The following is a 12,946-nucleotide window of genomic DNA, read 5'->3' as shown; positions in this document are numbered from 1 at the left end:
GGAGCCACGAGTGTCGTCACCCGCCGCATTGCAGGGCCTTCGCGTACTGGATCTAACCCGCCTTCTGCCCGGGCCCGTGGCCACCTTGCGGCTCGCGGAAATGGGCGCCGATGTCCTGAAAATCGAACCGCCCGGTGCGGGCGACGCGGCGCGCGTCATGATGCAAAGCGCAGTGGATGAAGTGGCCGCGCGCCCCGGTGCGTTCTATCGCCTCGTCAATCGCGGAAAGCGCGAAACCCGCGTCGATTTGAAGACGGAAAGCGGCCGGTCCGTGTTGTTCGCGCTCGCGCGTGACGCCGACGTGCTGGTCGAAAGTTTCCGGCCCGGGGTGATGGACCGCCTCGGCGTAGGCTACGAGACATTGCGCAAGATCAATCCGAAACTCGTCTACTGCGCGATCACGGGCTACGGCACGACCGGCCCGTTCGCCGGCCATCCGGGCCATGACATCAACTATGTCGCCTATTCGGGCGTGCTAGATCAACTGGCCTCGCGCGACGGCACGCCGGTGCTGCCCAATTTTCAGATCGCCGACCTGCTCGGCGGCGCGCTCAGCGCGGTCACACAGATTCTCGCGGCGCTCTGGCATGTGGCGCGTGGCGGCGAAGGCCGTTTCGTCGACGTTTCGATGGCGCACGCGAGCTACGCGCATAACGTGGTCGCCCAGGTCGCGCTAGCCAACGACGACGCTGCGGCGTTGCAACCAGGCGGCGGACTGCTCAACGGCGGTGTGCCCTGCTACAACCTCTATCGCACGCAGGACGGGCGGTGGCTCGCCGTCGGCGCGCTCGAACTGAAGTTCTGGCAGACGCTGTGCCAGGCCATTGGCCGCGACGACTGGGCCGAGCGTCACTGGAGCCTCGGTCAGGCGATCGGTGGCGCGGACGCCGCCGCACTCACGCGCGAGCTGGCGGCCATCATCGAGTCGGAATCGTTGCAGACCTGGATCGACCGTCTGGAGGCGATCGACACTTGTGTTTCGCCAGTCCTCACGCCAGGCGAGGCGTCGCGCCATCCCCTCTTCAATGCCGAGGTCCTGCAAGCGATGATGGACGAAATGTCCGCCCGGCAGACACAGCAGGCCTCGCCCGGTATGCAGGCTGCGCCTTTTCAGTCAGGCGGTCACCCGCAAGGTGCGCATTCCGTCCAACCCGCCCGGCAGGTCCAACCCACCCAACCCGGCCAGGGCGCCGACACGCCGGGCGCGCCTGGCGGGAAAAAGCCCTTCACCTACGGCCCCTGGGGCTAGCCCCAGGGGCGTGCGCCGCACCATCCGTGAGTGCAATGCAAAATGGGCGCCTCGCAGCGCCCATTTTTTCGTCTAGCGTCGCGGCAGCGTTTGCCGCGGCGACCGCTCGTCGTCGTACATCACGTACTTGCGGCCTTCCACGTGATGCGCAATGGTGCTGCGCACCTCGGCCGCCGTCACGTCTTCCGCCACGACGCGGCGCGAAATGCGCCCGTCGCCATCGATCCACTCGACGATGCGGCACGTGCTGCCCCAAGGCTGCATGAGCGGCTCGGAAACCCGGCAGCCGCGCACGACGATCGAACGACCGCCAAATGACGTATCAGTCTGTTTCAAGTCGCTATCCTTTCCGCTCGACACGGGTTGAACATCGCGCCAAGGATAGGGAAATCGCAGTCTGAAATGGTTACAGCCGGAACCAGGGTTGTTACTAATCATTACGCGCCAGTACACGCCTTCTGCACCCGCACGCCGCGCTCAATCCAGCTCGCGTACCCGGTCGATCGCTTCCTCTAGACGCTCCACGGCAATCACCTGTAAACCTTCGATTGGCTGTTTCGGCGCATTGGCGCGGGGAATCAGGGCGCATGAAAAACCGAGCTTTGCCGCCTCCTTCAGACGATCCTGGCCGCGCGGCGAGGGACGGATCTCGCCCGCCAGACCGACTTCGCCAAAAACGATCAGACCCTTGGGCAACGCCTTGTTACGCATCGAAGAGTGAATGGCGAGCAGCACGGCGAGATCCGCGGCCGGCTCCGTGATTTTCACCCCGCCCACGGCGTTGAGGAAAACGTCCTGATCGAAGCACGCAATGCCGGCATGGCGATGCAGCACCGCCAGCAGCATCGCCAGCCGGTTTTGTTCGAGGCCGACGGCGAGGCGCCGCGGATTCGGCACGTGCGCCGTGTCGACGAGCGCCTGCACTTCGACGAGCAGCGGCCGGGAGCCTTCCTGTGTCACGAGCACGCAGGAGCCCGGCACGCTCTGCTCGTGCTGCGAGAGAAAGAGCGCCGAGGGATTCGCCACGCCGCGCAGGCCTTTCTCGGTCATCGCGAACACGCCCAGTTCGTTGACCGCGCCGAAGCGGTTCTTGAACGCGCGCACGAGACGGAACGACGAATGCGTGTCGCCTTCGAAATACAGCACGGTGTCGACGATATGCTCGAGCACCCGCGGCCCCGCGAGGTTGCCCTCCTTCGTCACGTGACCGACCATGATGATCGCGGTGCCCGATTGCTTCGCGATGCGTGTGAGTTGCGCCGCGCACTCGCGCACCTGCGCGACGGAGCCTGGCGCGGAAGTCAGCGCCTCGGAGTAGATCGTCTGGATCGAGTCGATGACCGCGACGTCGGGCTTTTCAGCTTCGATCGTCGCCTGGATCCTTTCGAGCTGGATCTCGGCGAGCAATTGCAATTCGCTCGCCATGGAGCCGGGATCGAGCAGCGCCAATCGTTGTGCGCGCAACGCAATCTGCGCAGCCGATTCTTCGCCGCTTACATATAGCGCGCGACGCTCCGCAGCGATCTGCGCGAGCGACTGCAGCAACAGCGTCGACTTGCCGATGCCCGGATCGCCGCCGATCAGCACCACGCCGCCCGCTACGAGACCGCCGCCCAGCACGCGGTCGAACTCGCCCACGCCGGTCGTGAAGCGCGGTATGTCGGACGCCTCGATATCGGCGAGACGCCGCACCGGCGCGCTCTTCGCGAGCGACTGGAAGCGGTGACTGCTTGCTGATTCGGCAACGCCTTCCACCAGCGTGTTCCACGCGCCGCACGCGGGGCACTGGCCTTGCCACTTGGGCGCCTGCCCGCCGCACTCGGTACACGTATACAGTGTCTTGACCTTCGCCATGCTCTTTGCCATGGCGTTATTCGGCCCGCACCGGCACGCGCGGCGCAACGGCGCACATCAGCTCGTAGCCAATCGTGCCACAGGCCCTCGCGACGTCGTCGATCGGCAGGTTGTTGCCCCACAGTTCCACGCGCGCGCCCACGCCCGCGCTATGCACGGGCGTGAGGTCGACGGTGAGCATGTCCATGGAGACGCGGCCCACGACATGCGTGAGCACACCGTCGACGATCACGGGCGTGCCTTCGGGCGCGACGCGCGGATAGCCGTCCGCATAACCACACGCCACCACGCCGATGCGCATGGGCTTGCGTGCCGTGAAGATCGAGCCGTAGCCGACCGTCTGCCCTTCGGCGACGTGCTGCGTGGCGATGAGTTCGGACGCGAGCGTCATGGCCGGCTGCAGGCCCACGCCTTCGAGCGCCGAGGAGAAGCCAGAAGGCGAAGCGCCATAAAGAATGATGCCGGGGCGCACCCAGTCGAAGTGCGTCGATGGATGCCACAGCGTGGCGGCCGAGTTGGCGAGGCTGCGCGCACCCGCAATGCCTTGCGCGCCGCGCTCGAACGTTGCCATCTGTTCGCTCACGCCGCGCGGCGTGTCGGCATCCGCGAAGTGCGTCATCAGCGTGATCTGGCCGATGCCGGCACAGGCGCGCGCGCGCTCCCACGCGGCGCGGTACTTCTCGGGCGTGTAGCCGAGCCGGTTCATGCCGCTATTCATCTTGAGCTGAACGTTGACCGGCTTCGACAGACGCGCCATTTCGAGCATGCGCATCTGCTCGTCGCTGTGCACGACGGTCGTGAGGCTGTAGCGGTCGATCACATCGATGTCGGTCGGCCGGAAAAAACCTTCGAGCAGCAGGATAGGACCCGCCCAGCCGAGCTCGCGCAGTTTGACGGCCTCCTCGAGATCGAGCAGGCCGAAACCGTCGGTTGCGCGCAGGCCGGGAAATGCGCGCGCAAGCCCGTGCCCGTAGGCGTTGGCCTTCACCACGGCCCAGATTTTCGACTTTGGCGCGTACTTGCGGACGACGGCGAGGTTATTGGCGAGAGCGGCGGTGTGGATCGTTGCTGAGAGGGGGCGCGGCATGGGAGATTTTTTCGCAAAGACGCTTTCGAATCAGGAGCTTACAGGGTGTTTTCAGTGCCCCGCAGGCCCGCCTGACGGGCGCTCAAGGATTGTGCTAGTCCGAATACACCTATTTTCGTGATATAAAGCCCTGCGCACAACCCATTTCGAACGTAATAAGCCCGGATGCCTCCCACCCGTCCGGGGCGGACGGACCGCAGCGAGGAAAGCATCGCATCAGATGAAAAAAGGCTTTTACACCATCATGGCCGCGCAGTTTTTTTCGTCGTTGGCCGACAATGCGCTCCTGATCGCTGCGATTGCACTGCTGAAAGATCTCCACGCTCCGAACTGGATGACGCCGCTGCTCAAGCTGTTCTTCGTCCTCTCCTACGTCGTTCTTGCCGCCTTCGTCGGCGCCTTTGCAGATTCCCGCCCCAAGGGCCGCGTGATGTTCATCACGAACACGATCAAGGTCGTCGGCTGCGCCATGATGCTGGCAGGCACCCACCCCTTGTTCGCCTATGGCGTAGTGGGTTTTGGCGCGGCGGCTTATTCGCCCGCCAAATACGGCATCCTGACCGAACTGCTGCCGCCTGAGCGCCTCGTCGCCGCCAATGGCTGGATCGAGGGCACGACAGTCGGCTCGATCATTCTCGGCACCGTGCTCGGCGGCGCGTTGATCAGCCCCCACATCGCCTCGCATGTGCTGCGCCATACTCCCGCCGCGATCAGCACGCCCGCCGAGGCCGCGATGGTCGTCATCATGGTGATCTACGTGATCGCCGCCCTCTTCAATCTGCGCATTCCCGACACCGGCGCGCGCTACCCGCGCCAGCAGCACGGTGTCATCCGCCTCATCACCGATTTCGCCGACTGCTTCAACACGCTCTGGCGCGACAAGCTCGGCCAGATCTCGCTCGCGGTCACGACGCTCTTCTGGGGCGCAGGCGCGACGCTGCAATTCATCGTGCTCAAGTGGGCCGAAGTTTCACTCGGCATGTCGCTCTCCGAAGGCGCGGTGCTCCAGGCCGTGGTGGCCGTGGGCGTGGCGGCCGGCGCCATGATCGCCGCCGCGCGCGTGCCGCTCAAGAAGTCGCTCTCGGTGCTGCCGGTCGGCATCATCATGGGTCTTGCCGTCATGCTCATGGCGTTCTACACGCGCCATCTCTTTCCGCCGCATTGGGGCCTGCATATCGGCCATATGCGCATTCCCGGCTACCTGATTTTTGCGTACATCTTCCTCATGGTCGTGGGCGGCCTCTCGGGCTTCTTCGTCGTGCCGATGAACGCGCTGCTCCAGCATCGCGGCCACGTGCTGCTCTCCGCTGGCCACTCCATCGCCGTGCAGAACTTCAACGAGAATCTTTCGGTGCTGGTGATGCTGTGCCTCTATGCCGTGCTCGTCTGGCTCGACGTGCCGGTGACCATCGTGATCGTGCTGTTCGGCACGTTCGTCTGTCTGATGATGTGGCTCGTGATGCGCCGCCACCAGGCGAATCAGCGTTCATTCGACTCGGTCGCCCTGATCGGCGAAAATCACAGGCATTGATGAGCGTGCGTGGTCTGACGTAATCCGGCCACCGCCTCTGCCGAACCGAATTTTCCCTGCGCGCGCGTGGCGACATGCCGCGCGCGACGCGCATCTGACGCTGCCATGACTTCACCGATTTTCAACGTTCTCACGATCGCCGGCTCCGACTCGGGCGGCGGTGCGGGCATTCAGGCCGACCTCAAGGCGTTCTCCGCGCTCGGCGCGTACGGCGCGAGCGTCATCACGGCGCTCACCGCGCAGAACACACGCGGCGTCACCGCGATCCACGCGCCCGACGCGGGTTTCGTCACCGCGCAGCTCGACGCCGTGTTCGACGACATCCGCATCGACGCCGTGAAGATCGGCATGCTCGCCAACGCCGAAATCGTGCGCGCCGTCGCCGATGCGCTGCGACGGCACAAGCCGGCGCGCGTCGTGCTCGACACCGTGATGATCTCGAAGAGCAATCACGCGCTGCTCGCGCCCGAGGCTGTCGCTGCGTTGCGCGAGGAGCTGCTGCCCCTGGCGGGCGTCGTCACGCCCAATCTGCCGGAAGCCGCCGCGCTGCTCGGTGTGGCACCTGCTGCCAACGAAGCCGCGATGGTCGAACAAGGCGAAGCGCTGCGCGCGCTCGGTGCGCAGGCGGTGCTGATGAAGGGCGGGCATCTGGGCAGCGAGGACAGCCCCGACTGGCTCATCGAAGCCGGTGGCACGCTGCGCCTCGCCGGCCCACGCGTGCCGGTCACGAATACGCACGGCACCGGCTGCACGCTCTCTTCCGCGATTGCCGCATTGTGGCCGCAGCGCGGCGCGCTCGCACCGGCCGTTGGCGAAGCCAAGCAGTATCTGACGGCGGCGCTGGAGGCCAGTGCGCGGCTCGACGTCGGTCATGGCGTCGGGCCGGTGCATCACTTCTGGCGCTGGTGGTAAGCGTGCTCTCGCGCGCTTGTTGGCATGCAACTCATTGACGTGAAAATGCCGCGGCGCGCGCGGGCCAGTCGTCGGGAACGATGAAGCCGCGCGACATTTCGCGGTAGCCGCCTGCGCTGTCGGCCGTGAATGCCGCGACCAGGACAGGATCATCTGGCCGGGCTAGCGCGATGACCAACTCGTTGGGGGCGACGGGCGGCGCGGCGCTTGTATCCGCGTTTGCATGCGCCGCGCCCGGCGCGGCCGCCAGCCTGCGTGGCGCGAGCCACGCGAGCCTTGGCAACACGCTCCAGCCATCGGCCGCCTGTTGCTGCGCGAACGCCGGCCAATCCGAGCGCGTCACCCACCAGCCGCGCCCATGATCTGCGGCCAGCTCGGGGGCGTCCGCCACTTGAGACGGCGCCGCCCCTCCCGCCCGGTAGAAAAGCCAGCCCTTCACGAACATCTGCGCGAGCCACCGGCCTTCGTAACCGAGCGAGGCGAATTCTTCGCGTGCGCTCAAACGCAGTTGACGGTCGCGCAGATGCGTCAGCTTCAGATCGAAGCGATCGCGCAAGTTCGGACCGACGAATTCGGCAAGCGATGCACGTGCCTCATCGCCTGGCCCTGCGTGCAGGTAGCACTTCACCGCCAGTTCCCAATGCAGGCGCTCGCCGGCGCGCGTCTGCACAAGAAAATCGCACTCGCCGAGCGTGAGCCCCGCACGCCGCACCGGCACATTCTGCGCGACAAGTTGGGCCGCAGGTCCATGCGCGAGAAACCATCCCAGCAGATTTTCGGCATAGCGCCCAAGGCGATGCGTCGGTGCGGCCATGAGCGCTTCGTGCAGACTCGCAGGATCGCGATCGAGTTGCACGAGCCAGTCGCACGTGGCGCGAGCTTCTTGCGCATTGGCGCACCATTGCGCCAGCGGAGCGAGCGGCGGTTGCGCGCGCAACAGATCGGCGCTGAAGAGCAGCCACGCGAGATCGCGCACGGCCGGATCGGTTACGCGATCGATGACGTCGTGGTCCGCGCAAGCGCCGGGCATGCGCTGCGGCCCGGCATCATCTCGCGTCCCGCCGTCGCCCGGGGCGCCAGTCGCACCGGATACGTCCGCGGGCCGCGCGGCGTTCATCGCTCGCCGCCGGACGCCGTTCGCCACGTGTCGCGCGCGAGGCAGAGGTCGGCCCACGCCTTCCCCTTGTCAGGCAGGCTGCGCAGCAGATACGCGGGGTGATAGGTGACGATGACGGGCACGCCTTCGTACTCGTGGACGCGTCCGCGCAGCGACGCGATGCTGCCGTCAGTCTTGAGCAGGCTCTGCGCCGCGAAACGCCCGAGCGCGACGATGATCTTCGGCTTCACGAGCGCCACCTGACGTTGGAGATACGGTTCGCAGCGCGCAACCTCGTCGGGCTCCGGATTGCGGTTGCCAGGCGGACGGCACTTGATCACGTTCGCGATATAAACGTTCTCGCCGCGCGCGAGCGAGAGCGCGCGCAGCATGTTGTCGAGCAGCTTGCCCGCCTGGCCGACGAAGGGCTCGCCCTGGCGGTCCTCGTTCTCGCCGGGCGCCTCGCCGATCAGCATCCAGTCGGCCTCGCGATCGCCCACGCCGAACACGGTGTTGGTGCGCTTCTCGCACAAACGGCAGTTCGTGCACGAGGCTACGCGTTCGGCGAGCGCGTCCCAACCGAGCGTCGCGACGTCGCTGCGGGGTGCGCCGCTCGTCTGCGCCGGCTCGGCGTCGTGCGGCAGAGCCGGCTGCGCCACCGAGTCGAACCACGCGAAATCGTCGTCGGTAAGCGGCGGCGGTTCGTCGGATGCATACGGTGCGGGCTTCGAGGGCGCAGCGGCGCTCGCAACGGGTTGCGGTGGCTGCGATAGCTCCGCGGCGGCCGGTTGTGCTTCGGCAGGCTGCGGCGCGATGTCCGGACGCGCGGCTTGCATCACCGGCGCAACGGCCGCGGCGTGCGTCACGGCGGGCGGCGGTGCAACGGCCTCATCGTCACGAGACGTTTCGAGCTGCGTACCACCCCGCGTTCCTTTGCGCACCCAGCGCGGCGCGAGCCCAAGCTCCTCCAGCACGATCTCATCGAGCGGCATCCGCGCCCTCCCCTGCAAAAGAAAAACGCATTACGAGTGCGTCCTCGCGGCTGTGGTGCCTCGCCGGATAGTAGTTCTTGCGACGGCCGATCGTCACGAAGCCGAACTGTTCGTACAGCCGGATTGCCCGATGATTCGAAGGCCGGACTTCGAGCAGCAAGCCTTCGAGACCTTGCGAGCGCGCAATGCGTACCGCCTCGCGCAGCATCGTGAGCCCCGCGCCCGCACCCTGCGCCTGAGGCGCGACGCAAAGATTCAGCAGATGCATCTCGTCTACCACCGGCATCAGCACGCAATAGCCGATCAGCGTGCCAGTGACGTGGCGCATGCACAGACCGTAATAGCCATTGCGCAGCGAGTCTTCGAAGTTGCCACGCGACCACGGAAACTCATATGCCGAGCGCTCGACGATCGCGACTTCGTCCAGGTCGCTTTCGGTCATCGGCGACAGGTAGCGGTCGGTCATGAGCACGCCGCTCATTGCGCGCCCTCACCGCCCTCGCCACGTTGAGCAGCGGCTTTCGCGGCCAGGCGTTCGGCCGTCGTCTGCGCGACCTTGTTGCGCACGTATTCGGGCGCGGCCTGGTCGGCGGGTTGCGTGCGGCCCGCGCGATAGGCACGCAACGCCGCGTGCGCAAGCGGCAACGCGTGCGGGAGCGCCTCGGTGTCGATCGTGCGCGCGGCGGCGACGGCGGTCAGGCGCGCGCCGAAAGCAGTGGCAGCGTTGCCCGCCAGCGTGAACGGCGCGTCGGGCGCGGCAATGTGCTCCGGCGAGTCGAGCGATGCCGCCTGCAGCGTGCGCCAGTCGCCGGCTGCGGCGTCCCATTCGAAATCGGCCCAGTAGGCTTCGTCCATGCGCGCGTCGAGCGCGGCCAGCACGCGGGTCGCCGCGGGATCGCGCAGTCGCGCGCTCTCCGCGCACACGAGCAACGTGCCCACCGGCACCACCGGGATATCGAGGCCGAACGCGAGTCCCTGAGCCACGCCCGTCGCCGTACGCAGGCCCGTGAAGGAGCCCGGACCGGCGCCGAACGCAATCGCGTCGCAGTCGGTGAGCACGAGGCCGGCTTCGTCGAACAATTCGCCAATGGCCGGCAGGAGCCGCGTGCTGGAGACGGCGCCCGTGGCCTCGTGGCGCACCCAGACGCTGACTTCCGAGAGCGATCCGGACGCGGTCTCGCCGCCGCCGGAGGGAGAACGATCAGCGCCGCCGGGGGCGACGCGAAGCAGCGCGACCGAGCAATATTCGGTCGAAGTATCGAGGGCAAGCAGCACGGTTTCAGTCATGAGCGCTATTGTAATGCCCCGCCCCCGTGCGGGCCCAGGGCTCTCGCCATCTGGCGCTTGCGCGAGCGTCCTGACGTTTTCTGGCTAATCCGTGCCCGGCACAAGTGGAGGAATCGCTCCAGCTTTTCCGGGGTTTGCGCTGCTACCATCGGCGCGCTGAACTGAACCACTATGCGGAGGAAACAACGATGAGCGACGTGAACACGCAGTTCGCCCAAGCCCAGCAAGACGTGCAGCAACTGCCGGAGCGCCCCGGCAATCTGACGCTGCTGCGCCTCTACGCACTCTTCAAGCAGGCCACCGAAGGCGACGTGCACGGCGACAAGCCTGGCTTCACCGACATCGTCGGCAAGTACAAGTACGAAGCGTGGGCGGCGCTGCAAGGCACGGCGCAAGAAACTGCCCAGCAGCAATACGTCGAACTCGTCGAATCGCTCAAGAGCGGCACCGCGAGCTGACCCGGTCCGCTCCCGAGAAATGCCTGGCGCAACGACTGGCACACACCAGGCAAACGAGATGCGTGACGCAGCGGGCAACCCGTTTTGCTGCGTCACGCCGCCGCGCCCGTGCCCTGGCGTTGCGTCGCTCTGGCGCGCCGCAACAAAACGAGATATACTGCGTGCTGCGTTGCGCTCCGGTCGCTCATTCGATCAGCACAACGCCACGTAGCGTTAAGCTCCAATCCAGTTTAGAACCTGTCCCCCCCTGCTTGGCCCTGTTTTCGGGCCGTCAAGTATCAGGCTGGCGACTGGCCAATCCCGGCCAAAGTCGCACCCAAAACAGCTTCTAACGAAAAATCCGCCATTGTGTGCGGATTGCCCCCGTTTTTCGATTTGTTCGCAAAATCCGACGACTTGGGTATGCCGATTGGCGCCGACGTTCTATTTCCTGTGTAACAAGGATTTTCATGACTTCGAGCAATACCCAAAGCCCCCTGGACGCAATCGCCGATCAGGCCCTCGGTCTCCCCGCCGCCGACGCTTCCGCTGAAGCCCCCGCGCAGGCCGCCGAGGTCAACGACGGTTCGGCATTCGCGTCGCTCGGTCTGTCGCCGGAGATCGTCTCCGGGCTGATCGCAGCGGGCTACAAGGCCCCGACGCCCGTGCAGGAACGCGCCATTCCTGCCGCCATCGCCGGCCGCGACCTGCTGGTCTCCAGCCCGACCGGTTCGGGCAAGACCGCAGCGTTCATGCTGCCCGCCATCGAGCGCTTCGCGCAGATCCAGAAGACCCTGGCCGCCCAGCCGCGCGAGCCGCGCCCGCAAGGCGCCCAGGGCCAGCAAGCCGATCGCCGCCAGCGCCGTCCGCAACCGGTCGCGCGCCCTGGCCTCCTCGTCCTCACGCCCACGCGTGAACTCGCGATGCAGGTGACGACCGCCGCTTCGACGTACGGCAAGCACCTGCGCCGTCTGCGCACCGTGAGCATTCTCGGCGGCGTGGCATACGGCCAGCAGCTGATGCTGCTCGCAAAGAACCCCGAGATTCTCGTGGCGACGCCTGGCCGTCTGCTCGACCACCTCGAGCGTGGCCGCATCGATCTGTCCGAACTCAAGATGCTCGTGCTCGACGAAGCCGACCGCATGCTCGACATGGGCTTCATCGACGACATCGACACGATCGTTGCCGCGACGCCGGAAACGCGTCAGACGATGCTGTTCTCGGCAACGCTCGACGGCAAGATCGCTTCGATCACCGGCCGCCTGTTGAAGGATCCGGAGCGTATCGAGATCGTGCGCAAGATCGAGGCAAGCTCGAACATCGCGCAAACCGTGCACTACGTGGACGACCGCGATCACAAGGATCGTCTGCTCGACCACCTGCTGCGCGACGAAAGCCTCGACCAGGCCGTGGTGTTCACCGCCACGAAGATGGACGCCGACCAGCTCGCCGGCAAGCTCGCCGACGCTGGCTTCGAAAGCGCCGCGCTGCACGGCGACCTGCCGCAAGGCGCGCGTAACCGCACGATCCGTGCGCTGCGCGAGCGCCGCGTGCGCGTGCTCGTCGCGACCGACGTCGCGGCGCGTGGTATCGACATCCCCGGCATCACGCACGTGTTCAACTACGACCTGCCGAAGTTCGCCGAAGACTACGTGCACCGTATCGGCCGTACCGGCCGTGCAGGCCGCTCAGGTGTGGCGGTGAGCCTCGTGCATCACGCCGAGCAAGGCGCGCTCAAGCGCATCGAGCGTTTCGTGCGCTCGCCGCTGCCGGTGAACGTCGTGGAAGGCTTCGAGCCGCGCAAGGCGGCGCCGACCAACCGTGGCTTCGGCGGCGGCCGCGGCCGTCCGGGTGGTGGCAATGGCGGTGGCCGTCGCTTCGGCAACGGTAGCGGCAACGGCAAGCCGGGTGGCTACGGCGCCCGTAGCGGCAACGGTGGTGGCAACGGCGGCGGCGATCGCAACGGCAACAGCAGCTGGGGCAACAAGCCGGAAGGCTCGCGCAGCGGCTATGGCGCCCGCGAAGGCGGCTTCGGTGCGCGTGAAGGCGGCTTTGGCGGCGGCTCGCGCGGCAGCGAAGGCGGCAACCGCGGCGGCTACAGCCAGCAGCGCGAAGGCTACGGCCGCTCGCGCGAAGGCGGTGGCGGTTACGGCGCGCGCCGTAACGACGGCCCGCGTGGCGCACGTCGCGACAGCTAAATAGTCGACAAGCGGCGCATCGCGCGGCCTTCGAGCCGCTTCGCCGCAGCAGCAAAACGCTCAGGACCGGTGCTCAGGCACCGGTCTTTTTTTATCTTCACGAAAATTTCACGATATGAAAAATTTTTTTGCTTGGTAAAAAATCGTGCTGCGTGGCACAAAGGGCCTTATTGCAAGATAGAAAATAGCGTTTCACATCGCAAAAATAATCCATTAACCCAATGATTTTATTGCCATAAAAAAGTCAGAAAAAGCTCACTACCTGCCTGTTGCGGGTCGGTCGATTTGCCTAGACTCTTATAT

General features: G+C 66.0%; 12 protein-coding genes. 5 read left to right on the top strand and 7 right to left on the bottom strand.

Annotation, left to right across the window (positions count from 1 at the left end; translation table 11 throughout):
* Positions 1-10 precede the first annotated feature (10 nt).
* On the top strand, positions 11-1,249 hold the full coding sequence (locus tag L0U83_RS06160; protein WP_233881405.1) for a CaiB/BaiF CoA transferase family protein: 1,239 nt from the start codon (positions 11-13) through the stop codon (positions 1,247-1,249).
* 72 nt (positions 1,250-1,321) lie between these two features.
* On the opposite strand, the gene L0U83_RS06155 is transcribed toward L0U83_RS06160, so the two are convergent.
* The 3 genes from L0U83_RS06155 to alr all read right to left on the bottom strand — a co-directional run bounded on the left by L0U83_RS06155 (position 1,322) and on the right by alr (position 4,190).
* Positions 1,322-1,585, bottom strand: a complete 264-nt coding sequence (locus tag L0U83_RS06155) for a DUF2866 domain-containing protein (protein ID WP_042265827.1) — start codon at positions 1,583-1,585, stop codon at positions 1,322-1,324.
* Positions 1,586-1,726: 141 nt separating this feature from the next.
* Entirely contained in the window at positions 1,727-3,103 is a 1,377-nt protein-coding gene (gene radA, locus L0U83_RS06150) for a DNA repair protein RadA (RefSeq protein ID WP_233883750.1), read from the bottom strand.
* Between the two features lie 16 nt (positions 3,104-3,119).
* Complete coding sequence (alr, locus tag L0U83_RS06145; RefSeq protein ID WP_233881404.1) at positions 3,120-4,190, bottom strand: alanine racemase; 1,071 nt, start codon at positions 4,188-4,190, stop codon at positions 3,120-3,122.
* A gap of 220 nt (positions 4,191-4,410) precedes the next feature.
* Here alr and lplT point away from each other — a divergent pair, with 220 nt between their 5' ends.
* Both lplT and thiD read left to right on the top strand, forming a co-directional pair.
* Positions 4,411-5,721 carry a lysophospholipid transporter LplT gene (gene lplT, locus L0U83_RS06140; protein WP_233881403.1) on the top strand — a complete coding sequence of 437 codons (1,311 nt, stop codon included), beginning with the start codon at positions 4,411-4,413 and terminating at the stop codon, positions 5,719-5,721.
* A gap of 105 nt (positions 5,722-5,826) precedes the next feature.
* Positions 5,827-6,633, top strand: coding sequence for a bifunctional hydroxymethylpyrimidine kinase/phosphomethylpyrimidine kinase (gene thiD / locus L0U83_RS06135; protein WP_233881402.1), 807 nt, complete (start codon positions 5,827-5,829; stop codon positions 6,631-6,633).
* A gap of 31 nt (positions 6,634-6,664) precedes the next feature.
* Here the strand turns inward: thiD and L0U83_RS06130 are convergent, their stop codons facing one another.
* The 4 genes from L0U83_RS06130 to tsaB all read right to left on the bottom strand — a co-directional run bounded on the left by L0U83_RS06130 (position 6,665) and on the right by tsaB (position 10,008).
* Entirely contained in the window at positions 6,665-7,663 is a 999-nt protein-coding gene (locus L0U83_RS06130; RefSeq protein ID WP_233883743.1) for a DUF1853 family protein, read from the bottom strand.
* 83 nt (positions 7,664-7,746) lie between these two features.
* Complete coding sequence (locus L0U83_RS06125; RefSeq protein ID WP_233881401.1) at positions 7,747-8,721, bottom strand: uracil-DNA glycosylase; 975 nt, start codon at positions 8,719-8,721, stop codon at positions 7,747-7,749.
* Positions 8,708-9,202 (bottom strand): ribosomal protein S18-alanine N-acetyltransferase, encoded by a 495-nt coding sequence (gene rimI, locus L0U83_RS06120; protein ID WP_233881400.1) that lies wholly within the window; start codon positions 9,200-9,202, stop codon positions 8,708-8,710. The genes L0U83_RS06125 and rimI overlap by 14 nt, the downstream gene beginning before the upstream one ends.
* Entirely contained in the window at positions 9,199-10,008 is an 810-nt protein-coding gene (gene tsaB / locus L0U83_RS06115) for a tRNA (adenosine(37)-N6)-threonylcarbamoyltransferase complex dimerization subunit type 1 TsaB (RefSeq protein ID WP_233881399.1), read from the bottom strand. The genes rimI and tsaB overlap by 4 nt, the downstream gene beginning before the upstream one ends.
* 188 nt (positions 10,009-10,196) lie before the next feature.
* On the opposite strand from tsaB, the gene L0U83_RS06110 reads away from it, so the two are divergent.
* Both L0U83_RS06110 and L0U83_RS06105 read left to right on the top strand, forming a co-directional pair.
* Complete coding sequence (locus L0U83_RS06110) at positions 10,197-10,466, top strand: acyl-CoA-binding protein (protein WP_233881398.1); 270 nt, start codon at positions 10,197-10,199, stop codon at positions 10,464-10,466.
* 449 nt (positions 10,467-10,915) lie between these two features.
* Positions 10,916-12,643 (top strand): DEAD/DEAH box helicase, encoded by a 1,728-nt coding sequence (locus tag L0U83_RS06105; RefSeq protein WP_233881397.1) that lies wholly within the window; start codon positions 10,916-10,918, stop codon positions 12,641-12,643.
* Positions 12,644-12,946 lie beyond the last annotated feature (303 nt).

The organism is Paraburkholderia flagellata, assembly GCF_021390645.1.
GTDB classification, from domain to species: Bacteria; Pseudomonadota; Gammaproteobacteria; order Burkholderiales; family Burkholderiaceae; genus Paraburkholderia; species Paraburkholderia flagellata.
The sequence above is the reverse complement of the archived record's forward strand: the minus strand, read 5'-3'. Positions and strand labels throughout refer to the sequence as shown.